Source organism: Cyanobium sp. FACHB-13342, assembly GCF_014697415.1.
In the GTDB taxonomy this organism is placed as follows: domain Bacteria; phylum Cyanobacteriota; class Cyanobacteriia; order PCC-6307; family Cyanobiaceae; genus Cyanobium_A.
Genome location: NZ_JACJRT010000007.1, coordinates 109925 through 130364, shown reverse-complemented (window position 1 = coordinate 130364; position 20440 = coordinate 109925). Strand labels below are relative to the sequence as shown.

General features: G+C 69.2%; 23 protein-coding genes and 2 tRNA genes. 14 read left to right on the top strand and 11 right to left on the bottom strand.

Annotated features, from left to right (window positions below):
- The first annotated feature begins 78 nt into the window (after positions 1-78).
- The 3 genes from H6G16_RS04375 to H6G16_RS04365 are packed head-to-tail and all read left to right on the top strand — an operon-like array spanning position 79 to position 3208.
- Positions 79-507, top strand: coding sequence for a DUF4359 domain-containing protein (locus tag H6G16_RS04375; RefSeq protein ID WP_190389081.1), 429 nt, complete (start codon positions 79-81; stop codon positions 505-507).
- Positions 504-1799, top strand: coding sequence for an amidohydrolase family protein (locus H6G16_RS04370; protein WP_347238789.1), 1296 nt, complete (start codon positions 504-506; stop codon positions 1797-1799). Before H6G16_RS04375 ends, H6G16_RS04370 begins: the two co-directional genes overlap by 4 nt.
- Positions 1790-3208 carry an FAD-binding oxidoreductase gene (locus H6G16_RS04365; RefSeq protein ID WP_190389080.1) on the top strand — a complete coding sequence of 473 codons (1419 nt, stop codon included), beginning with the start codon at positions 1790-1792 and terminating at the stop codon, positions 3206-3208. The genes H6G16_RS04370 and H6G16_RS04365 overlap by 10 nt, the downstream gene beginning before the upstream one ends.
- Here the strand turns inward: H6G16_RS04365 and H6G16_RS04360 are convergent.
- The 5 genes from H6G16_RS04360 to murA form a co-directional block, all read right to left on the bottom strand.
- On the bottom strand, positions 3192-3713 hold the full coding sequence (locus H6G16_RS04360) for a pentapeptide repeat-containing protein (protein ID WP_190389079.1): 522 nt from the start codon (positions 3711-3713) through the stop codon (positions 3192-3194). The two genes, H6G16_RS04365 and H6G16_RS04360, sit on opposite strands and share 17 nt — an antisense overlap.
- Positions 3714-3744: 31 nt before the next feature.
- Positions 3745-4968 (bottom strand): bifunctional folylpolyglutamate synthase/dihydrofolate synthase, encoded by a 1224-nt coding sequence (locus tag H6G16_RS04355; RefSeq protein WP_190389078.1) that lies wholly within the window; start codon positions 4966-4968, stop codon positions 3745-3747.
- Positions 4969-4975: 7 nt separating this feature from the next.
- A complete protein-coding gene (locus H6G16_RS04350) occupies positions 4976-6184 on the bottom strand; it encodes an aspartate aminotransferase family protein (RefSeq protein ID WP_190389273.1) in 1209 nt (402 codons plus the stop codon).
- A 41-nt stretch (positions 6185-6225) separates the two neighbouring features.
- Positions 6226-6307 (bottom strand) — tRNA-Leu (locus tag H6G16_RS04345).
- Positions 6308-6319: 12 nt separating this feature from the next.
- Positions 6320-7666 carry a UDP-N-acetylglucosamine 1-carboxyvinyltransferase gene (gene murA / locus H6G16_RS04340; protein ID WP_190389077.1) on the bottom strand — a complete coding sequence of 449 codons (1347 nt, stop codon included), beginning with the start codon at positions 7664-7666 and terminating at the stop codon, positions 6320-6322.
- Positions 7667-7832: 166 nt separating this feature from the next.
- On the opposite strand from murA, the gene H6G16_RS04335 reads away from it, so the two are divergent.
- From H6G16_RS04335 to H6G16_RS04310, 6 genes are all read left to right on the top strand, one after another.
- Positions 7833-7916, top strand: a tRNA-Leu gene (locus tag H6G16_RS04335).
- Between the two features lie 9 nt (positions 7917-7925).
- The gene (locus H6G16_RS04330; RefSeq protein WP_190389076.1) at positions 7926-8174 is read left to right on the top strand and encodes a hypothetical protein; all 249 of its coding nucleotides are present in this window, start codon (positions 7926-7928) and stop codon (positions 8172-8174) included.
- 22 nt (positions 8175-8196) lie between these two features.
- Positions 8197-9006: an RNA methyltransferase gene (locus H6G16_RS04325; protein WP_190389075.1), complete on the top strand. Its 810-nt coding sequence runs from the start codon at positions 8197-8199 to the stop codon at positions 9004-9006.
- 38 nt (positions 9007-9044) lie between these two features.
- Positions 9045-10517 carry a dihydrolipoyl dehydrogenase gene (lpdA, locus tag H6G16_RS04320; RefSeq protein ID WP_190389074.1) on the top strand — a complete coding sequence of 491 codons (1473 nt, stop codon included), beginning with the start codon at positions 9045-9047 and terminating at the stop codon, positions 10515-10517.
- A 1-nt stretch (position 10518) separates the two neighbouring features.
- The gene (gene trpC, locus H6G16_RS04315; RefSeq protein WP_190389073.1) at positions 10519-11403 is read left to right on the top strand and encodes an indole-3-glycerol phosphate synthase TrpC; all 885 of its coding nucleotides are present in this window, start codon (positions 10519-10521) and stop codon (positions 11401-11403) included.
- Complete coding sequence (locus H6G16_RS04310) at positions 11404-11766, top strand: hypothetical protein (RefSeq protein WP_190389072.1); 363 nt, start codon at positions 11404-11406, stop codon at positions 11764-11766. It abuts the gene before it with no gap.
- Positions 11767-11872: 106 nt separating this feature from the next.
- Here H6G16_RS04310 and rpsD read toward each other — a convergent pair whose 3' ends face one another.
- Complete coding sequence (rpsD, locus tag H6G16_RS04305; RefSeq protein WP_190389071.1) at positions 11873-12481, bottom strand: 30S ribosomal protein S4; 609 nt, start codon at positions 12479-12481, stop codon at positions 11873-11875.
- 167 nt (positions 12482-12648) lie between these two features.
- Between rpsD and yidD the strand changes: the two genes are divergently transcribed.
- The 4 genes from yidD to aqpZ all read left to right on the top strand — a co-directional run bounded on the left by yidD (position 12649) and on the right by aqpZ (position 15567).
- Entirely contained in the window at positions 12649-12897 is a 249-nt protein-coding gene (yidD, locus tag H6G16_RS04300; RefSeq protein ID WP_190389272.1) for a membrane protein insertion efficiency factor YidD, read from the top strand.
- A 15-nt stretch (positions 12898-12912) separates the two neighbouring features.
- Positions 12913-13185, top strand: coding sequence for a glutaredoxin family protein (locus tag H6G16_RS04295; protein WP_190389070.1), 273 nt, complete (start codon positions 12913-12915; stop codon positions 13183-13185).
- Positions 13186-13212: 27 nt separating this feature from the next.
- Positions 13213-14712: a UDP-N-acetylmuramoyl-L-alanyl-D-glutamate--2,6-diaminopimelate ligase gene (locus H6G16_RS04290; RefSeq protein ID WP_190389069.1), complete on the top strand. Its 1500-nt coding sequence runs from the start codon at positions 13213-13215 to the stop codon at positions 14710-14712.
- Positions 14713-14820: 108 nt separating this feature from the next.
- The gene (gene aqpZ, locus H6G16_RS04285) at positions 14821-15567 is read left to right on the top strand and encodes an aquaporin Z (protein WP_190389068.1); all 747 of its coding nucleotides are present in this window, start codon (positions 14821-14823) and stop codon (positions 15565-15567) included.
- A 52-nt stretch (positions 15568-15619) separates the two neighbouring features.
- Here the strand turns inward: aqpZ and H6G16_RS04280 are convergent, their stop codons facing one another.
- Positions 15620-15964 carry a hypothetical protein gene (locus H6G16_RS04280; RefSeq protein WP_190389067.1) on the bottom strand — a complete coding sequence of 115 codons (345 nt, stop codon included), beginning with the start codon at positions 15962-15964 and terminating at the stop codon, positions 15620-15622.
- 73 nt (positions 15965-16037) lie between these two features.
- Positions 16038-17192: an aminotransferase class V-fold PLP-dependent enzyme gene (locus H6G16_RS04275; RefSeq protein ID WP_190389066.1), complete on the bottom strand. Its 1155-nt coding sequence runs from the start codon at positions 17190-17192 to the stop codon at positions 16038-16040.
- A 96-nt stretch (positions 17193-17288) separates the two neighbouring features.
- Between H6G16_RS04275 and H6G16_RS04270 the strand changes: the two genes are divergently transcribed.
- On the top strand, positions 17289-18104 hold the full coding sequence (locus H6G16_RS04270; protein WP_190389065.1) for a mechanosensitive ion channel family protein: 816 nt from the start codon (positions 17289-17291) through the stop codon (positions 18102-18104).
- On the opposite strand, the gene H6G16_RS04265 is transcribed toward H6G16_RS04270, so the two are convergent.
- From H6G16_RS04265 to H6G16_RS04255, 3 genes are all read right to left on the bottom strand, one after another.
- Positions 18101-18274 (bottom strand): hypothetical protein, encoded by a 174-nt coding sequence (locus H6G16_RS04265; protein ID WP_190389064.1) that lies wholly within the window; start codon positions 18272-18274, stop codon positions 18101-18103. The two genes, H6G16_RS04270 and H6G16_RS04265, sit on opposite strands and share 4 nt — an antisense overlap.
- A 117-nt stretch (positions 18275-18391) precedes the next feature.
- On the bottom strand, positions 18392-19867 hold the full coding sequence (locus H6G16_RS04260; RefSeq protein ID WP_190389063.1) for an AAA family ATPase: 1476 nt from the start codon (positions 19865-19867) through the stop codon (positions 18392-18394).
- A 10-nt stretch (positions 19868-19877) separates the two neighbouring features.
- Positions 19878-20438, bottom strand: coding sequence for a DUF177 domain-containing protein (locus H6G16_RS04255; protein ID WP_347238788.1), 561 nt, complete (start codon positions 20436-20438; stop codon positions 19878-19880).
- Positions 20439-20440: the final 2 nt, after the last annotated feature.

Below are 20440 nucleotides of genomic sequence, written 5' to 3'. Positions count from 1 at the left end.
GATGCCGCATTCAAGCGTGATTGGCGGCTGGCACAAGGATTTGGTGCCAACGTGGGCGTGCCTGATCACCCCATTGGTTTGTCTGGACACCCGGACGTTTCCGCCCGCGCTCCCTGGGCATCGGGGTTGACCGTGGTGGCCCTGGCCGCGGCTGGGCTGGCCATCACCAATCCTGCCCCTGCCGACTTTCAGGCCTTTGCGGCCGAGCGTCTGGTGGATGAGATCAGTGAGGAGCTCTGCGGGGATGGCGGCTTGCCGGTGCTGATGCGCATGGCGGTCACCAACTGCCAGGAGCTGGTGCGGGCCCAGCGGGCTGCCCTGGGCACCGTGGTGGCCGACCACACCCGTCGCAGCAACTTCGGTGTGCTGAGCGTCTACACCAGCGAGATCGGCGGCCAGAGCCTGTTGCGCTGGCGGGTGCCGCGCTTCCGTTCCACGGTGATTGCGGTGGCGGGTCAATTTGTGCTGGTGCGTGCCGCCAGCGACCGCCTCCAGAGCGAACCGTGACCCTTGCTCTGGACCTGCGCCTGCCCCGGGGACTGCTGGATCCCCGTTTGGGGAGTGGCTTTGGCGCCAACGCCGATGGCCTGGTGCCGCTGCGCATCAGCGTGGCCGGGGCCTCCATCGCCGCGATCGAGCCCTTGGCATCGCGAGCTCCCGACGCGGGGCAGGCCCTGCCGCTGGCCCTCACCCCTTTGGTGGAGCCCCACGCCCACCTCGACAAGGCCTTCAGCGGCGATGCCTTCCCGAATCGGCAGGGCACCATGGCGGCGGCCCTGGCGGCCAACCAGCGGGAGTATGCCGAACGCACCGCCGACCAGGTGGCGGAACGGGCCGGCCGGGCCCTTGAGCGGGCCTGGCGCAACGGCGTGCGGGCGATCCGCAGCCATGTGGACAGCGTGGGGCCGGGGGCCCAGCCCAGCTGGGACGCCCTGCTGGAGGCCCGCCAGCGCTGGAGCGGCCGGGTGGAGCTGCAGCTGGTGGCCCTGGCGCCGATGGCCCATTGGCTTTGTCCGGAAGGGGAGGCCCTGGCCCGGCGGGTGGCCGCTGCCGGGGGATTGCTCGGCGGTGTGATCGGTCCTCCCTATGGCCAGGGCCGGTCCCGCCGCGCCGCCGACCGGGAGGCCCTGCTGGCCCTGCTCGATCTGGCCGAGCGCCTCGGCTGTGGCGTGGATCTGCATGTGGATGAATCCGACGCCCATCCCGGAGTCGGCGTGGATCTGGTGGTCCGCGGGGCCCTCGAGCAGCGCCGGGCCGTGCCCATCACCTGCAGCCACGCCAGCAGCATGGCCCTGCTGCCTTCCCGGGCCTGCGACCGGCTGGCCGAGCGACTGGCCGCGGCGGACATTGCGGTGGTGGCCCTGCCCACCACCAACTTCTGGCTGTTGGCGCGCGCCGCTGGCCGCACCCCTTGCCGCCGGCCCCTGGCGCCGATTCGCAGCCTGCAGCGGGCGGGGGTTCGGCTGGCCCTCGGCGGCGACAATGTGCAGGACCCCTGGTATCCGGGCGGCGATTTCGATCCGGTGGAGCTGCTGCGCTGGTCGGCGCCGCTCTGCCAGCTGATGCCCTGGCAGCGCCTCGGTCTGGCCCCATTCAGCACGGCGGCAGCAGCCGTGCTGGATCTGGCCTGGGATGGGGTGCTGCGCGTCGGCGGACCGGCCGACCTGGTGCTCCTGGGCGCGGGCACCTGGGGCGAGCTGCTGGCCCGGCCCCCCCAGCGGCGGGTGCTGCGCGCCGGCCAGTGGCTGCCGCCCCCCGAGGCCGAGCAGCCCTCGGCCCTGCTGCTTCCATGGGGTTGAGCCCCTTGCTCCAACCCGTGGCTGATCCCGCACCCGACCGCTGCCCCGAGGCCCGGATCGCCGCCCTGGCGGCGGAGTTGCAGCGCGAGGATCCGGCGCTGCCGCTGCTGGGGGCGGAGTCGCCTGCTGAGCTGGAGCGCCTCTCGCGCGACTACTACGACTACTCGCCGGTGCTGGTGGCCCTGTTGCAGGGCTGCCGGGCCCAGGTGGTGGCGGCGGCCTCCAGCGTGGAGCAGGTGCGGCTGGTGGCCGGAGCCTGTGCCCGCCACGGCGTGCCCCTGACGGTGCGGGGCGCCGGCACGGGCAACTACGGCCAGTGCGTGCCGCTGCACGGGGGCCTAGTGCTGGATCTGTCCGGGCTCAACCAGCTGCGCCATCTGGACGACGCCACCGGGGTGATCGAGGTGGAGGCGGGCGCCCTGATGGGGGCGATCGACCAGCAGCTGGCGCCCCGGGGGCGGGCCCTGCGGCTGGTGCCCAGCACGGCCCGCAGCGCCACCATCGGCGGTTTTATTGCCGGGGGCTCCGGCGGCATCGGCTCCCTGCGCTGGGGCTTCCTGCGGGATGCGGGCAACCTGCTGGGCCTGGAGGTGGTCACCTGTGAGCCCGAGCCGCGCGTGCTGCGCCTCGACGCGGCCGCCAGTGCCCCTCTCAACCATGCCTACGGCACCAACGGCATCCTCACGGCCCTGCGCCTGCCCACCACGGAGGCCGGGGCCTGGCAGGAGCTGGTGGTGGGCTTCGACAGCTGGGCCCAGGCCCTGGCGGCGGCCCAGGCCCTCCCCGCCACGGCCCTGCTGCTCAATGCCCTCAGCCTGATGGAAGCGCCGGTGGCCCAGCAGCTGCCCTGGCCGGCGAGCTGTCCGAAGCCCGGGGCGGGGGAGCATCGGCTGCTGCTGCTCGCCGCTGCCGACAGCCTGGAGGTGCTGCCGGACTGGCTGGCGGCCCGCGGTGGGGCGTTGCGCTGGCAGGCTCCCCAGGGCCAAAGCCGGCGCCTGCCCCTGCGCGAACTCAGCTGGAACCACACCACCCTGCACTGGCGCGCCCAGCACCCGGGCTGGACCTACCTGCAGATGCTCCTGCCCCAGCCGGAAGCGGCCTGCCTGGAGCGGCTGCGGGCCGACTGGGGGGACGACCTGCTCTGGCACCTGGAGGCCGTCAGGCAGCAGGGGGCAGCCCGGTTGGCGGCCCTGCCGCTGCTGCGTTGGCGGGGTGAGGAGGCCCTGCAGCGTCTGATGGCCGACTGCCGGGCCGCGGGAGCCGTGCTGTTCAACCCCCATGTGGTCAGCGTTGAAGATGGCGGCCTGGGGGTGGTCGATGCCGACCAGGTGGCGGCCAAGGCCGCCTACGACCCCGCCGGTCTGCTCAACCCCGGCAAACTGCGCGGCTGGCTTAGCAACCCAGGCTGAGACGGGTGTCGACGCCGGTCACCGGGTTGGTGCCTTCGGCGTCGCGGCAGAGGGAGCGCTGGTCAACCCGGTCGATCAGGGCGTCGCTGAAGTCGGCATCGGTGACGGTGGCGCCGCGGAAGCTGCTGCCGGAGGCTATGGCGCCGCTCAGCACCGCCCCGGTTAGGTCGGCGCCGGAGAAGTCCACCTTGTCCATCAGGGTACCGCTGAGGTCGGCCCCGGCGAAGTCGGCATCCGGGAAAGCGGCCTGGGTGAGGATCGCGCCATGCAGGTCGGCCCCGCGGAAGTTGGCGTGGCGGCCCGTGGCGCCGGCGAAGGAGGTGTTGGCCAGGTTTTGGCCACTGAAATCCTGCTCGTTCTGGTTGGTGAGCGTGTAGTCCACCCCGGAGAACTCGGCGGCCACCGGCAGCGGCGCCAGCCCCAGCAGCCCGATCAGCAGCAGGAGGGCCAGGCCCAGGCTGCGCCGGCGCAGGGCGGTGGCCAGTCGGCCGAGGAGGGGGGACATGGGGAGCAGGGCCGCGGCCCCTCACTCTGGCTCAGCCCACCCGTGGATCGCCCAGCAGGTGGCCGATTAGGTAGAGGGAGCCCGCCACCACAACCGGCACCGGCGAGCCCGCCTGCTCCAGGCCCCCCTCCAGGTGCGGGGCGGCATGGAGCTGGGCGGCCAGGGCGGGGCAGGCGGCGGCCAGGGCCTCCAGGCTCCAGCTGGGGTGGCCGGGCACCGGCACGATCCAGGCGTGGTCGGTGGGGCCCAGCAGGGCCTGGAGGATCTCCGGCCCCTGCTTGTTGGCCAGGATTCCCAGCACCCAGTGGCGCGGTCCGGGGAGCAGGCCATGGCGCTCGGGGTGGCTATCGAGTTCGGCCCGCAGGGCGATGGCGGCAGGGTGGTTGTGGGCCCCATCGACCAGCAGGGGCTGGCCGCGCCAGCTCAGCCGTTGCAGCCGGCCTGGCCAGCGCGCCGCGGCGAAGCCCTGGCGGATGGTGGCCGCGCTGATCGGCCAGCCCCGTTCGGCCAGGGCCTGCAGCATGCCCAGGGCCACGGCGCCGTTGCTCGCCTGCACGGCACCGGGTAGCCCCAGGGGCCACTGCGCCAGATCCAGGGGCGCCACCCAGCGCAGCTCGGCTCCCACCGCCCCGGCCTGGGCGTTCAACACCGCCGCCACCTCCGGACTCTGGGGGGCGCTGATGGCCACGGCCCCTCGCTGGAGCACACCCGCTTTTTCGGCGGCAATGCGGGCTGGATCCGGCCCGAGAAACTCGGCGTGGTCGAGCCCCACCGAGGCAAAGCCGATCACGGGCCGCTGGGGATGGCAGGTGGTGGCGTCGAGCCGGCCCCCCAGTCCCACCTCCAGCACCACCAGCTCCAGATCCGCTTCGGCAAAGGCCAGGAAGGCCGCGGCGGTGACCAGCTCAAACGGCGTGAGCTGGTGGTGTTGGGCGATCGCAGCCGCGGTTTCCAGATGGTGACGCAGGGCCGGAGCGCTGATCGTGGTGGCGCCCAGGCGGATGCGTTCGGTCCAGCTCACCAGGTGCGGCGAGGTGTAGAGGCCGGCGCGGAGGCCGCTGGCCAGCAGCGCCTGGTGCACCAGGGTGCAGATCGAGCCCTTGCCGTTGGTGCCGGCCACCTGCACGGCGGTGAAGCGGCGCTCGGGATGGCCCAGCTCGGCCAGGGCATCCTGGAGGCGATCAAGCCCCAGGTCGACGCCGCGGCGGCTGAAGGGCTCGATCAGGTCGGCGAAGGTGTCGAGCTCAACGCCCAAGGCTGGCTCAACGCCCAAGGCTGAGCAGGGCCCGCTCGAGGCGATCGACGGCGAAGCGCAGATGGTGGGGTTGGATCACCAGCGGCGGCACGAAGCGCACCACTTCGGGGCCGGCCGGCACCAGCAGCAGACCCTGCTCCATGGCCGCCTTGACGATCTCCGGAGCGCTCGGTGCCTCGGCCCGCAGCACCAGGCCCTGGAGCAGCCCCCAGCCCCGCACCCCCTCCAGCAGGGTGGGGTGGCGGCTCACCAGTTCGGCCAGCAGCTCCTGCAGCAGTCCCCCCATCCGTTGCACATGGTTGAGCAGGTCGCGGCGCTCCAGCTCGGCCAGCACCGTGAGACCGGCCCTGCAGGCGAAGGGGTTGCCGCCAAAGGTGCTGGCATGCTCCCCGGGTCGGAAGTGATCCACTGCGCTCTTCACCGCCAGGGCGCCGATCGGGATGCCGCCGCCCAGCCCCTTGGCCAGGGTGATCGCATCGGGCTCGACACCCAGCTGCTCGTAGCCCCAGAGCTGGCCGCTGCGGCCGACGCCGATCTGCACCTCGTCAAAGATCAGCAAGATGTTGTGGGCGTCGCAGAGCTCCCGCACCCGTTGGAAGAAGGCGCGGTGGCCGGGGTGCACGCCCCCCTCGCCCTGGATCGGTTCGAGCAGCACGGCGGCCACCCGTGGACCCTGCACCTCGCAGGTGGCCAGCAGGGCTTCGAAGGCGGCGGTGTCGTTGTAAGGGAAATAGCGGAAGCCCTGCACCATCGGCTCAAAGCCCTGGTGGTATTTGGGCTGGCCCGTGGCGGTGACGGCGGCCAGGGTGCGGCCGTGGAAACTGGCCTGGGCCGTGAGGATCAGGGGGGCCAGGTCTTCCCCGGAAGGTCCTGTGGTGGGAATGCCGCGGACGGTGTGGCCGTGCTTGCGCGCCAGCTTGATGGCGGCCTCATTGGCTTCGGCGCCGGAGTTGCAGAAGAAGACCCGATCCATGCAGCTCCGGGCCGTGAGGGCGGTGGCCAGCTCCTCCTGCTCGGGGATGCGGTAAAGGTTCGAGACGTGCTGGAGCTTGCCGAGCTGGCGGCCCAGGGCCCGCCGCATCCGCCCGTCGCTGTGGCCCAGGGTGCAGACGGCGATGCCGGCCACGCAGTCGAGGTAGCGCTTGCCCGTGCTGTCCCACACCCACACCCCCCGGCCCCGGGTGAGGCTGATCGGGAAGCGGGCATAGGTGTCCATCACGGCTGAGGCGGACAGGCCTGAGCTGGGGATGGGCGAGATGGGAGCGGTGGGACTCGAACCCACATGCCCGAAGGCGCTCGATTTTGAGTCGAGTCCGTCTACCAATTCCGGCACGCTCCCGCAGTCGAGAGTTTAGGCGGCGATGCTGGCGCCGCTGCCCGGGGCGTTGACGCGCTCAATGCAGGCTCCGGCGGCGTTGAGCTTGCCCTCCAGATTCGCGTAGCCGCGGTCGAGGAATTCCAGGCCCCGCACGCTGGTGATCCCTTCAGCCGCCAGGCCGGCCAGCACCATGGCGGCAGAGGCCCGCAGGTCGGTGCCCTGCACCGGCGCTCCACTCAAGCGGGACACCCCCTCGACGAAGGCGGTGTTGCCTTGCATGCGGATGGCCGCGCCCATGCGCTGCAGCTCAGCCACGTGTTGCAGGCGGTTCTCGAAGATGTTTTCGGTGATCACGCTGGTGCCTTTGGCCGTGGCCAGCAGGCTCATGAACGGGGCCTGGAGGTCGGTGGGGAAGCCGGGGAAGGGCTGGGTGCGCAGGTCGACGGCGTTGAGGTGGTCGGCCTTGAGGGTGAGGCCGATGCCGTCGTGTTCCAGGCTGCAGCCGGCTTCTTCCAGTTTGGTGAGCACGGCGCCAAGGTGCTCGGGGATCACCGGTGCCACGCGCAGGTGGGAACGGGTGATGGCCGCGGCCAGCAGGAAGGTGCCGGCTTCGATGCGATCGGGGATCACGGCGTAATCGGCGCCATGGAGGCGCTCCACCCCCACGATCGTGATGGTGGGGGTGCCGGCACCACGCACCTTGGCTCCCATGGCGATCAGCAGACCGGCCAGATCCACCACCTCCGGTTCCAGGGCGGCGTTGTCGATCACCGTCTCGCCATCGGCAAGGGCGGCCGCCATCATCAAGGTCTCGGTCGCTCCGACGCTGGGGCAGTCCATGTGAATGCGGCCGCCGGTCAGGCGATGGCCTCTCCCGGGCACCACCGCGGTGACGACTCCATGCTCAATGGTCACCTGGGCGCCCAGGGCCTTGAGCCCCTTGACGTGTTCCACCACGGGCCGGGTGCCGATCTGACAGCCGCCGGGCAGGGGCACCTTGGCCATGCCCATCCGGGCCAGCAGCGGTCCGATGCAGAAGAAGCTGGCCCTCAGGCTGTTGACCAACTCATAGGGGGCTGTGGAGTTGTTGATGGCGTCGCCATTGAGCTCCAGGGCATCGCCGTGGCGCGCCACCCGTCCCCCCAGGCTGGCGAGCATGTCGCCCATGGCCGCGATATCCGTCAACGGCGGCACGTTGCGCAATCGGATCGTGTCCCGGGTGAGCAGGCAGGCGGCCATCAGCACCAGCGCCGAATTCTTGGCGCCGCTCACCTCCAACTCGCCGGACAGGCGCCGTCCGCCCCGGATTTCGAGCAAGGGGTTGGCCGTCGTCTGAAAGGAGGAGGACTGGGTGGGGGAGGGGACAGCGATCAAGCCCATGGAACGACTGCCCAGCTCTAGAAACCGCATCTTGACAACAAACCGTGAGACCGTCTAGACGGCCGCTGTCCAAACTGTCTCATTTGGTCCTGGCCTGGGTCGGCCGGAGCGGGGCGTCTGGTCGCGCGATGGCGTATGTTTTGGCTGTCGCTCAGGCGGCAGCCACGCGGATGTGGCGGAATTGGTAGACGCGCTAGTTTCAGGTACTAGTGGCAGCAATGTCGTGGGAGTTCAAGTCTCCCCATCCGCACTTTTATCCATGATCGTCCTCAAGATCACCAATGCCTCCGAGGTGATGGCCTCGAAGCTGGGCAAGTTTCTTGAGAGCCTTACCCCCGATGGTCTCGATCAGTCGACGATTGAAGACATTGTGCTGAAAAAACTGGTCCAGAACCTGCAGGCCGAGGGCCTCAAGGGTGAGGTGGCCTCCGTTCGCGGCCTGGACCTCGACGGCAAGGAGCTGAACATCCACGACGGTCTGCACGTGCGGCGTCACCAGGCCTTCTGAGGTGGTTTGGGGCGGGGACTCCTTGAACGGCCCGGAGCCGATCACCAGCCGCCGCAACCCCCTGGTGAAACGGCTGCGCCAGCTCCATGACGCCCGCGGACGACGGGAGGAGGGCCTGATCCTGTTGGAGGGCACCCACCTGTTGCAGGAGGTGCTGCGGCTCCAGCTCCAGCCCCGGGATCTGCTGGTTACCCCGGCCTGGTTGGAGGCCCACCCCGCCCTGGCGGCGGCCTGGCCGGAGGGATGGGAGCCCCGCTTGGTAGGGGAGGAGGTGCTCGAGGCCGTGGCCACCACCCGCCAGCCCGATGGGGTGGTGCTCACCCTGCCGCCGCCCCCTCCAGCGCGGAGAGCTCCAGCTCCTTTTGTGCTGGCCCTCGATGGCCTGCAGGATCCCGGCAATCTCGGCACGCTCATGCGCACGGCCTTGGCGGCTGGGGTGGGAGCCCTGTGGTTGGGTGATGGGGCCGACCCCTTCCAGCCCAAGGTGCTGCGGGCTTCGGCCGGGGCGGCCCTGGCCCTGCCGCTGCGGCGGGGGAGTCGGCTGGAGCTGGAGCAGTGGCTGGCGGCGGCGGCGGCCGAGGGCTGGCAGGTGGTGGTGACCGTGGTGCCCGGGGCGGGGCCGGTGCCGCCCCAGCCCTATTGGCAACTCGACTGGACCCGACCCACCGTCTTGCTGCTGGGCAATGAGGGGGCCGGCGTCTCCCCCGGCCTCGCCGCCCTGGCCAGCCAGCGGGTCACGATTCCCCACAGCCCCGCTGTGGAATCCCTGAATGTGGCGGTGGCGGCGGCTCCGCTGCTGCTGGAGCGCCTGCGCCAGCGCGCCGGAGCCTGACAGGGGAGAATGCCCGGCAACAACCACAGTGCTGCCCGGTGAGCGACGCCCCCCTCCACGGATCGAGTTTCGACTACGACGTGATCGTCATCGGTGCCGGTTACGGCGGTTTCGACGCGGCCAAACACGCCGCAGACCATGGCCTGCGCACGGCGATCATCGAGAGCCGCGACATGGGCGGCACCTGCGTCAACCGCGGCTGTGTGCCCTCCAAAGCCCTGCTGGCCGCCAGTGGCCGCGTGCGCGAGTTGGCGGATGCCGATCACCTTGCCGGCTTCGGCATCCATGCGGCGCCGGTGCGGTTTGAGCGGCAGAAAATCGCCGACCACGCCAACCAGCTGGTGGCCACGATCCGCACCAATCTCACCAAGACCCTGGAGCGTGCCGGTGTCACGATCATCCGCGGCACGGGCCGGCTGGAGGGCAGCCAGCGCGTGGGGGTGCGGGAGATCAACGGGGTGGATCGGGTGCTCACGGCCCGTGAGGTGATCCTGGCCACGGGCTCGGAGCCCTTCGTGCCCCGCGGCATCGAGACCGACGGCCGCACCGTGTTCACCAGCGATGAGGCGGTGAGCCTGGAGTGGCTGCCCCGCTGGCTGGCGATCATCGGCAGCGGCTACATCGGCCTGGAATTTGCCGATGTGTACACGGCCCTTGGCTGCGAGGTGACGATGATCGAGGCCTTGGATCGGGTGATGCCCACCTTCGATCCCGACATCGCCAAGATCGCCGCCCGCAATCTGATTGACGGCCGCGACATCGATGCCCGGGCCGGTGTGCTGGCCCAGTCGGTGCACCCCGGGGCCCCGGTGCGGATTGAGCTGGTGGACATGCAGACCCGGGAGCCGGTGGAGACCCTGGAGGTGGATGCGGTGCTGGTGGCCACGGGACGGGTGCCCAGTAGCGCCGAGCTCAACCTGGCCTCGGTGGCCGTGGAGACCGAGCGGGGCTTCATCCCGGTGGATGACCGGATGCGGGTGCTGGTGGGCGGCGAGCCCGTACCCCACCTCTGGGCCGTCGGGGATGTCACCGGCAAAATGATGTTGGCCCACACGGCCGCTGCCCAGGGCACCGTGGCCGTGGACAACATCCTGGGCCACAGCCGCAGCATCGACTACCGCTCCATCCCGGCGGCCACCTTCACCCACCCGGAGATCAGCTCGGTGGGCCTGAGCGAGGCCGATGCCAAGGCCCTGGCGGCCCAAGAGGGGTTTGAGCTGGGCACGGTGCGCAGCTACTTCAAGGCCAATTCCAAGGCCTTGGCCGAGCTCGACAGCGATGGCCTGATGAAGTTGCTGTTCAACAAGACCAGCGGCGAGGTGCTCGGGGCCCACATCTATGGCCTCCATGCCGCCGACCTGATCCAGGAGATCGCCAACGCCGTGGCCCGTCGCCAGAGCGTGGTGCAACTGGCCACCGAGGTGCACACCCACCCCACCCTCAGCGAGGTGGTGGAAGTGGCTTACAAGCAGGCTGTGGCGGCCATGCACCCCGCCGCCGTGGGGGCCTGAGATGGAGATCCGTCGCCGGCCTCCCAATCCCAAGGTGAAGGTGGCCTTCCTCGAATACGCCATTCCCCACGAGGAGGGGGAGCCCCGTCACATTCTTGAAAAGATCGTCTGGGAGAAAGACCGGGAGGTGGCCGCCGCCCGCGAGCGGGTGCCCCTGGAGAAACTCAAACAGCAGGTGGCCGAGTTGCCGGCGCCGCGCGACTTCCTAGCGGCCCTGAAGGCCAGCTGCCGCAAGCCGGCGGTGATCGCCGAGGTGAAGAAGGCCAGCCCCAGCAAGGGGGTGATCCGCGAGGATTTCGATCCGGAAGCCATCGCCAAGGGCTACGCCGCCGGTGGGGCCAGCTGTTTGTCGGTGCTCACCGACAAACAGTTTTTCCAAGGGGGCTTTGAGGTGCTGGTACAGGTGCGCCAGGTGGTGGACCTGCCCCTGCTGTGCAAGGACTTCATCCTCAGCCCCTACCAGCTGTATCAGGCCCGGGCCGCCGGGGCCGATGCGGCCCTGCTGATCGCCGCCATCCTCACCGACCAGGACCTGGGCTATCTGCTCAAGGTGGCCCGCAGCCTGGGCCTCACCGTGCTGGTGGAGGTCCATGACGCCGAGGAGATGGAGCGGGTGCTGGCCCTCGACGGGGTGCAGTTGATCGGGATCAACAACCGGGATCTGGCCACCTTCCACACCGATCTGGCCACCACCGAGCAGCTCACCGCCCGCTACGGCGACCAGATCCGCGCTAAGGGTTGCCTGCTGGTGAGTGAGTCGGGCCTGTTCAGCCGCGACGACCTCGACCGCGTGCAGGGCGCCGGCGCCGATGCGGTGCTGGTGGGTGAATCCCTGATGCGCCAGGCCGACGTCACGGCCGCCTTGGAGACCCTGATCGGCGGGTAGATGACGGATTCTCTCCCCCCGGTTCCAGGCTTACCCCCCAAGCCCCAGCCCAGTCAGCAAGAGATCGAGGCGATTCTGGCCAGGACGGAACGGGAGCACCGAGCCCGCTTTCCGGTGGAACAACGATCTCCCTTTGAGATCCTGTCCAACTGGCTGTCGCGCGGTGTGATCGCCCGGGTTCTGTTTGTGATGTCTGGCCTGATTTTGATCAACAATGGCCTGGGTGGACTGAAGGTCAGAGCTGTATCCAGCGACAGTTTGATTGCGGTCAGCATCAACAATCAAGGCGGTCAGTCGGTTGGACTCGGCTTGGCCATGTTTGCTTTCGCCGCCATGCCATTTCCCTCCCGCAAACGCGATTGAGGGAGGACACTCCTGGTCAGCTCCTGGCCTCCCCTTTGGTGGGGCTACAACAAAAAAGCCCCCGCCGTGAGGCGAGGGCTGGGAAACGACCCGGGCAGCTGCCGGATCACACCTTGCGGGAGTAAAACTCCACCACCAGCAGTTCGTTGATCTCGAGGGCGACCCACTCGCGCTCGCACTTGCTGATCACCTTGGCGACGAGCTTGTTCTTGTCCAGCTCGAGGTGGGGCGGGATGTTGGCCAGACCAGGAAACTCCAGGTTGCCCTCGGCCAGTTTCTTGCTTTGCTTGCGCTCGCGCACGGCCACCACATCGCCGGCCCTGCATTGGTAGCTGGGGATGTCCACGACGCGACCATTCACGGTCACGTGGCCATGGTTCACCAGCTGACGGGCACCGGGCACGGTGGGGCCGAAGCCGAGGCGGAAACAAATGTTGTCGAGACGGTTCTCGAGCAGTTTGAGCAGGTTGGTTCCGGTGGAACCCTCCTGGGCACGGGCTTTCTTGACGTAGCGAACCAGCTGACGTTCGGAAATGCCGTAGTTGAAGCGAAGCTTCTGCTTCTCTTCCAGGCGGATGGCGTATTCGGAGCGCTTGCGACGGGCTTGGCCGTGCTGACCGGGGGGATAAGACCGCTTGGCGGACTTACGGGTGAGACCGGGAAGGTCTCCCAAGCGCCGCGTGATCCTCAGACGAGGGCCGCGGTAGCGAGACATGAAGTCGAGTTCGAAGGACGAAGGGCTCCCGAGGGAACACCCGATGGCGATGGGGGATCGAGCATGCTGGGAAAACCCCGCAAACCCGCGCCTTGCCGCGCCAACGGTCGATCCTATCGGTTGGTCCGCCCAGCCTTGAGCTGCAGCCCCAGCCTGGCCTCGCCTCGCTGGAAGCCTCGGATCGGGGGCTGCTGGCCCGGTGGGCTGGGGCCCTGTTGCTGGCCCTCATTGGTCTCTACCGCCAGTGGATTTCCCCCCTGCTGGGTCCCCGCTGCCGCTTTATCCCCAGCTGCAGCGCCTACGGCCTGGAGGCGATCAGCCGCCATGGGGCCTGGCGGGGCAGCTGGCTCACCCTGAAGCGCCTGCTGCGCTGCCATCCCTTCACCCCCTGTGGGTGTGATCCCGTTCCCGATTGACGGCCGGTTCGCGTGATGCCCGTTCTGGTGTTGATGACCCGTCAGGGCTGCTGCCTGTGTGAGGGCCTGGCTGAGAAGCTGCAGGCCCTGGCCTTGCCCCAGGCGATTGAGCAGATCGACGTGGATGGCGATGCCGCTCTCCAGGCCCGCTTTGGCCTGGATGTGCCGGTGCTGGTGCTGCGCTCACCCCAGGGGGACCAGGTGTTGCCCCGGGTGCCCCCACGGCTGATGGGGGACAGCCTGCGGGTTTGGTTGCAGAAGCACGGTTTTTCAGGCCAGGACGCTTAGAAAGGCGCCATTCAGCCATCTGGTGCCATGACCCAGCTGCTCCATCCGATCCTGCGGGACGTGGGTCTGGAGCTGCCGGAGGGCTTGCCCAACGGGGAGGTGAGCGGCATCAGCTGCGACTCCCGGCGGGTGGGCCGGGGCACTCTGTTTGTGGGGTTGCCAGGGACCCAGGTGGACGGGGGCTGTTTCTGGCCCCAGGCGCTGCAAGCCGGCGCTGTGGCGGCCGTGATCAGCCCGGCGGCCGCGGCGGCCCAGCCCCCGGGCCCCGGCGATGCGGTGCTGGTCAGTCCCGAACCCCTGGCGGGCTGGGCGGGTCTGCTGGCGGCTGCGTTCTGGGCCCAACCCAGTCGACGCCTGGCCCTGATCGGCGTCACCGGCACCAACGGCAAAACCACCACCACCCATCTGATCGAACACCTGGCCAACCGTGCCGGCCGCCCGGCGGCCCTGTTCGGCACCCTGGTCAACCGCTGGCCTGGTCACAGTGTGACCGCCCAGCACACCACGGCCTTTGCCGATCTGCTGCAGGCCCAGCTGGCCCAGGCCGTGGAGGCCGGTGCCCAGATTGCGGCCATGGAGGTGAGCTCCCACGCCCTGGATCAGCAGCGGGTGGCGGGTTGCCGCTTCGCAGGGGCGGTGTTCACCAACCTCACCCAGGACCACCTCGACTACCACCCGTCGATGCAGGCCTACTTCGAGGCCAAGGCCCGGCTGTTTGCTCCGCCCCTCTGGGATGGCAGCGGCAGCCGCGCCGTGGTCAACGGCGATGACCCCTGGGGTGCCCCGTTGGCCGCGCGGCTCGGTTCGGCCTGCTGGCGCAGTTCCCTGGAGGATCCCGGAGCCGAGCTGTTCATCCGGGATCTGGTGCTCGGCGCCGACGGGGTGCGCGGGGTGCTGCAGACGCCGCTGGGGGAGGGGGCCTTCCACTCCCCCCTGCTGGGCCGCTTCAACCTGATGAACCTGTTGCAGGCCGTGGGAGCCCTGGTCCAGCAGGGCATCCCGTTGTCCCAGTTGTTGGCGGGCCTGGCCAGCTTCCGCGGTGTGCCCGGGCGGATGGAGCGGGTGCTGGTGGGCGATGGGGCTGGCGACCCGGCGGTGTTGGTCGACTACGCCCACACCCCCGATGGCCTGGCCAATGCCCTGGCCGCCTGCCGCCCCTTCACCGCCGGGCGGCTGATCTGCGTGTTTGGCTGCGGGGGTGACCGCGACCGCAGCAAGCGGCCCCAGATGGGCGCCATCGCGGCTGAACTGGCCGATCAGGTGGTGGTCACCTCCGACAACCCCCGCACGGAAGATCCCCAGCAGATCCTGGCCGACGTGGTGGCCGGTAGCCCGGTGGATCGTCCTGTGGCGGTGGAGGGGGATCGGGCCACAGCGATCGCCACCGCCATTGCGGAGGCGGCGCCGGGGGACCTGGTGCTGATCGCCGGCAAGGGCCATGAGGATTACCAGATCCTCGGCACCACCAAGATCCACTTTGACGACCGCGAGGAGGCGGAGAAGGCGCTGCGGAGGCGCCGGGCCTGAGGGGCAGGACGGTCCAGGGGGATCGCCAACAATCACGACGGACCTCTGGCCGCTCCCCGTTGCGCTGCTTACCGTGCGCGGATCTGTTGACACCCCTGGTTTTTGCCGATGTCCCAGGCCCAACCCCTGTCCAGGCGCTTCCTGGCTGAGCTGATCGGAACGTTCTGGTTGGTGTTCGGTGGCTGCGGCAGTGCCGTGCTGGCTGCCGTGTTCCCCTATGCCCAGGCCGATGCCAACCCCCTGGGCCTGGGTTTCCTTGGGGTGTCCCTGGCTTTTGGTCTCACCCTGCTCACCATGGCCTATGCCATCGGCCATATCTCCGGTTGCCACATCAATCCGGCCGTGAGTTTTGGGCTGTGGGCGAGTGGCCGCATGCCCGGATCCCATCTGTTGCCTTACATCGTGGCCCAGGTGCTGGGCGGCACGCTGGCGGGCGGCTTGCTGTACGGCATTGCCAGTGGCCGGCCGGGCTTTGAACTCTCCGGCTCCAATCCCCTGGCCACCAACGGGTTCGGAGCCCACTCCCCGGGCGGCTACGGCCTGGTGTCGGCCCTTCTGATCGAGGTGGTGCTCACCTTCATCTTCCTGCTGGTGATTCTCGGCACCACCCACCGGGATGCCATCGCGAGCATGGCCGGGGTGCCGATCGGGCTGTCGCTGACGCTGATCCACCTGATCAGCATTCCGGTCACCAACACCTCGGTGAATCCCGCCCGCAGCACGGGTGTGGCCCTCTGGGTGGGCGGGGATGCGATGGGCCAGCTGTGGCTGTTCTGGCTGGCCCCCATCGTCGGGGCCCTGCTGGCGGGCTGGGTGCAGCGGCAGCTGCTCGAGGGTGGTCGCCCCAGCTCCTGAGGCGGCAGCCTGCCCATTCCACGATCAGGCCGCCACCAGCAGGGGGGCTTGATCAGTGCGGGGTTCCTTCCTGGGAGCGCAGGGCCCCGTAGCTGATCACCGCCAGTCCCACCGGCAGCAGCAGCCACCAGAGTTTGGTGCGGTCCACCCGCAGCGCCGCTTGGGTGGCGCCATCGCTCTCCTTGGCCCCGGCAAAGGGTGACTCCTTGGCGTTGCCGGCTTCGGCCTTGCGATCCGTTTCGTCCTGGGGGGCGGCGTAGGGAGAGGCTTTTTGCTCTGTCGTCGCCTGGGCGGCGGGCGGAGCCACCAGTGGGGTGCCCAACAGTGCGGTGCAGCTCAGGCCGGCGCTGCAGGCGCTCAGCAGCAGCAATTGCCCATGGGTGCGGAGGGGTCTCATGAACGGACTCCGGGTTTCCTTCACTGTGGCCAGGGTTGTTCTGTTTGGCAGCGTGGGCCTGGGGGCGTCGGCCCTAAAGGCTGCCCAACAGCTGGTCGATCTCCGCATCCGTGGTGGTGATGTGGGTGCAGGCCCGCAGGCAATGGGGCTCGTCGAGGCTGCGCAGCCAGATGGCCTGCTGGCCTAGGCGGGTCACCGTCGCCTCGGGGACTTCGCCCTCCAGTTCAAAGCTCACCAGGCCTGCCGGCGGGGCCTCCTTCAACAGCGGGCGCACCCGTGGGTGGGCCTGAAGCCCCTGCCAGAGCCGTTGGCTGCGCCGTTGGATTCCTGCCAGCCGCGCTTCGGCGCTGCCTTCGGCCTCCAGCAGCTGCAGCGACTGCTCCAGTCCGGCATAGAGGGGCACGCAGGAGGTGGCCACCTCAAAGCGCCGACTATCGCGGTGGAAGCCGCTGCTGCCGCTGGCCTCGGAGCGGAGACTGCGCCAGCCGATCAGGGTGGGCTGGGCCTGCTCCAACACCCGTTCGGAGAGGGCCACGGCCCCCAGACCTTCAGGGCCGCAGCACCACTTGTGGCCCGTGCAGGCGTAGATGTCGGCGGCGGCGGCGGCTTGTGCCAGGGGGATGCAGCCCAGCGACTGGGCCCCATCCACCAGCAGCCAGGGGTGGCGGCTGTGGACGGCCAGCGCCTGGGCTACCGCGCTGATCGGCATCAGCTGGCCGGTGTTCCAGAGCAGGTGGGAGAGCACCACCAGTCGGGTGGCGGGGGTGAGTCGCTGCTCCAGCCGCTCCAGCACCAGGGCGTCGGTTTCGGCGGCGCTGCCGCGCAGATCGGCCACGGGCAGGGTGGCCAGCTGCAGCCCCTGGCGGCGCGCCAGTTCCCGGCAGGCGGCCACCACCCCCGGGTGCTCGCAGTCGCCGATCAGCAGTTCGTCACCTGGTTGCCAGGGGAGTCCCCAGAGCGGCAACACGCAGCCGCTGGTGACGTTTTCGGTGAAGGCGAGCCGGTGCGGGGGCACGCCAAACCAGCGGGCCAGGTGCTGGCGGAGTCGGCCGGTGGTCTGTTCGATGAAGGGCCACACCGCGCCGGTGAACGGACCCAGCTCCTGGATCTGCACCCAGGCGCCGGTGATGGCCTGGAGCGAGGGGGTGGGGAGGGGGCCCTGGCCGCCATAGTTGAAGTAGGTCTTGTTGGCCAGGGCGGGCAACAGGGCCCGGAAATCAGCGGCCATCAGCGACACCCGTTTTCCGGGATCCTGGCATTGGATTGACGGCTGGGGGAGTGATCCACGAAGGTGATGCCTTCCCCGTGTCGGTTCACCTTGGCGATGCCTATTCCGGATCTTTCTGTGCTCGTGGCGAGCACGATCGTGCCCTTTGTGTTGAAGCTGGTGGGGGCGGTCGCCCTGTGGATCGCCGGTGGCTGGCTCATTCAGATGGCGATGCGCATTTTGCGCAAAAGTTTGCGCCACAGCAGTCTGGATGTCACGGTCGTTGGCTATCTGATCAACATCCTCGCGGCGGTGTTGCGGGTGATCCTGGTGGTGGCCATTCTGGGCTTCTTCGGCATTCAAACCGCCAGCTTCGCCGCCCTGCTGGCCGGTGCCGGCGTGGCGATTGGTGCGGCCTGGAGCGGCATGCTCGGCAACTTTGCTGCCGGCGTGTTTCTGCAGATCTTCCGTCCCTTCAGTGTGGGTGACTTCATCACCGCTGCAGGCGTCACCGGCACGGTCGAGGAGATCGGCATGTTCGTCACCTCTCTGCTGGCGCCCGACAACGTGCGCAACATCGTGCCCAATGGCAAGTTGTTCGGCGACACCATCCAGAACTATTCGGTGCACAGCTTTCGCCGTGTGGATCTGGTGGCCCAGCTCGACAACTCCGCTGATGTGGACCGTGCCATTGCCCTGCTGAAGGAAGGCATCAAGCGGGTGCCCAACCAGGCCGAGGGCAAGCCGGCTGATGTGGAGGTGCTCGAATTCAGCGAGCGCGGTCCTCGCCTCGCCGTGCGCCCCTACACCCACACCAGCACCTACTGGCAGGTCTATTTCGACACCAACCGCATGATTGTGGAGGTGCTGGGCAACAACGGGTTCCCCGTGCCCCGGATTCCGGTGGCGATGGCGACCCCGTCGGTGAACTAGATCGCCTGGCCCACCATCACGGCGGCCACCGCAGAAAACAGGGTGATGCCGAGGGCGGTGAGGGGGTTCTGGCCCTGGGCCACCGCCACGGTGGTCACAACTCCCGCACCCAGGCAGGCCACGGCCAGCTGGCTCACCACTTCTGGACGGCTGTTGGGGGTCGGGGTCATGGTGCGGCGGGCGGCATGGGCCAGACCGTAGGGGTGTTGGCCCTGGTGGTCCCGGCCTCCGCTGGAGCTTGTTACCTGGTGTCGGAGTTCGTTACGCCCCGACATCAGGGCCGCCCTTCAAGCCCGACTCGCTGGCCGGGCCCGACCGCTGCTGGCCCAGATCTGCAGGGCTTCCAGCTGCTCCCTGGCGGTGCGCGAGAGGGGCACCACCTGGCTGGCGGCGGCGATCAGGTCGGCCTCCCCAAATTCCCTGTGTTCCGCAAAGGCCAGGTGCATGGCCTCGATCACGGTTTGCTCCAGCTCAGCCCCCGAGAAGCCGGCGGTCCGGTCCACCAGAACCTCCAGGGGAATGGTGTGCTCGGGCCGGCGCCGCCGCAGTTGCAGGTCGAGGATGGCCCGCCGTTCCTCGGCGCTGGGCAAATCCAGCAGGAAGATCTCGTCGAACCGGCCCTTGCGCAGCAGTTCGGCCGGCAGCTTGTCGACGCCATTGGCGGTGGCCACCACGAACACGGCGCTGGTTTTCTCCGCCATCCAGGTGAGCACCGTGCCCAGCACCCGCTGGCTGGTGCCCCCGTCGCTGCGGGCGTCGCCGCCGAATCCCTTGTCGATTTCGTCGATCCAGAGCACGCAGGGGGCCATGGCTTCCGCCCGCTGGATCATGTCGCGGGTGCGGGCCTCCGACGCTCCCACCAGGCCGGCGAACAGCCGCCCCACATCCAGCCGCAGCAAGGGCATGCTCCAGCTGTGGGCGATGGCCTTGGCGGTCAGCGACTTGCCGGTGCCCTGGGGCCCCACCAGCAGCACCCCCCGGGGCAGGGGCAGGCCGTAGCGCATGGCCTCCTCGCTGAAGGCCATGTGGCGCTGCTCCAGCCAGTGCTTCAACGCCTCCAGGCCGCCAATGTCAGCCGGGGTGGCCTCGCTGGGGCAGTACTCGAGCAGCTCGCTCTTGGCGATCGCCTGGCGCTTCTCCTCCAGCACCTCGGCGAGATCCGCTTCCCCCAACTGGCCCCGCCGGGCGAGGGCCCGGGCGGCCAGTTGGCGCACCCGTTGTTCGCTGAGACCATGGCAGGCTGCCGTGAGCTGCTCACACACCGCGGCAGCCAGCGGCTGGCCGCTGGCGTTGGCGATCGTGCTCAGCAAGCCGCGGATCTCTTCGGCATCGGGTAAGGGCAGATCCAGCAGGGTGATGCTGTCCTCGAGTTCCCGGGGGATCGACCAGTCGGGGGCGGTGATCACCAGGGTGCGGGGGGCCTGACGCAGGCTGGCCGCCAGGTTGCGGAGCCGGCGGCACACTCCCGCGTCTTCGCAGTAGCGATGGAAATCCCGCAGCACCAGCAGGACCCCCTGCTCGGGCGGCAGCGGGTCGAGGCAGGCCAGGGCCGCCATCGGGTTGCGGGCGGCTTCCCCGCTGCGGTTCGGGGCGCCGCTCAGACCATCGATGAAATCCCAGCGCAGCAGGGTGCGGGCCCCCAGCCGTTGGGCGGCCTGCTCGAGGAGGGTCTCCACCCGTTCCTCCTCCAGGCTGCGGATCCAGAGGATCGGGGTGCGGGCCCGGATCAGCAGATCGAGTTGGTCAGCCCAGCTGTCGGTCACGGCGAGATGCTTAGGGGTTGAGGCCCCGCAGGGCGCTCCAGCGGGGATCGCCCCCGGAGCTGTCGCTGGTCCAGGTGGCAGGGCCCGGGCAGTCGCTGCCGCAGTGGTTGACGATGGGTAGCTGCAGGTTGAGCTGCTCGAAGATCCAGTGCTCCGGATCGAAATGGCCGCGGGGATCCAGCTGCTCCATCAGCCCACTGTCGTCGCTGGCTTCCTCCAGTGCTTCCGGATCGCCTGCACCCTGGTTGCTCTCGCCGACCCAGAGCAACTCCCGGCTGGAGGCCTGCAGCGGATGGTTGAAATGCTGCAGGCAGCGGTCGCAGCAGAGGGTGACGATGGTGGCGGCTTCGCCCTCCACCTCCAGCACGTTGCCGCGGTGGGTGGCATGGAGGTGGCCCCGAACGGGGGTAAGGCTGCTGAGGCCGGCGATGGGTTGTTCAATGTTCCAGTGACGCCCGTCCTCCAGGTGTCGCAGCTCCTGCAGGGGCACAGGACGCAGGGCCTCTTCGCTGGGAGAGGGGGGACCCGATTCCGGGATGATGGATTCCGGCGGGGCAGATCTCTCGGGCACGG

Bases quoted from the DNA above. Each gene is read 5' to 3' on its own strand.
- H6G16_RS04365 (WP_190389080.1), top strand. From the start codon at position 1,790: ATGGGGTTGAGCCCCTTGCTCCAACCCGTGGCTGATCCCGCACCCGAC.
- H6G16_RS04360 (WP_190389079.1), bottom strand. From the start codon at position 3,713: ATGTCCCCCCTCCTCGGCCGACTGGCCACCGCCCTGCGCCGGCGCAGC.
- H6G16_RS04350 (WP_190389273.1), bottom strand. From the start codon at position 6,184: ATGGACACCTATGCCCGCTTCCCGATCAGCCTCACCCGGGGCCGGGGG.
- murA (WP_190389077.1), bottom strand. From the start codon at position 7,666: ATGGGCTTGATCGCTGTCCCCTCCCCCACCCAGTCCTCCTCCTTTCAG.
- H6G16_RS04330 (WP_190389076.1), top strand. From the start codon at position 7,926: ATGATCGTCCTCAAGATCACCAATGCCTCCGAGGTGATGGCCTCGAAG.
- trpC (WP_190389073.1), top strand. From the start codon at position 10,519: ATGGAGATCCGTCGCCGGCCTCCCAATCCCAAGGTGAAGGTGGCCTTC.
- H6G16_RS04310 (WP_190389072.1), top strand. From the start codon at position 11,404: ATGACGGATTCTCTCCCCCCGGTTCCAGGCTTACCCCCCAAGCCCCAG.
- rpsD (WP_190389071.1), bottom strand. From the start codon at position 12,481: ATGTCTCGCTACCGCGGCCCTCGTCTGAGGATCACGCGGCGCTTGGGA.
- H6G16_RS04295 (WP_190389070.1), top strand. From the start codon at position 12,913: ATGCCCGTTCTGGTGTTGATGACCCGTCAGGGCTGCTGCCTGTGTGAG.
- H6G16_RS04290 (WP_190389069.1), top strand. From the start codon at position 13,213: ATGACCCAGCTGCTCCATCCGATCCTGCGGGACGTGGGTCTGGAGCTG.
- aqpZ (WP_190389068.1), top strand. From the start codon at position 14,821: ATGTCCCAGGCCCAACCCCTGTCCAGGCGCTTCCTGGCTGAGCTGATC.
- H6G16_RS04280 (WP_190389067.1), bottom strand. From the start codon at position 15,964: ATGAGACCCCTCCGCACCCATGGGCAATTGCTGCTGCTGAGCGCCTGC.
- H6G16_RS04275 (WP_190389066.1), bottom strand. From the start codon at position 17,192: ATGGCCGCTGATTTCCGGGCCCTGTTGCCCGCCCTGGCCAACAAGACC.
- H6G16_RS04270 (WP_190389065.1), top strand. From the start codon at position 17,289: ATGCCTATTCCGGATCTTTCTGTGCTCGTGGCGAGCACGATCGTGCCC.
- H6G16_RS04265 (WP_190389064.1), bottom strand. From the start codon at position 18,274: ATGACCCCGACCCCCAACAGCCGTCCAGAAGTGGTGAGCCAGCTGGCC.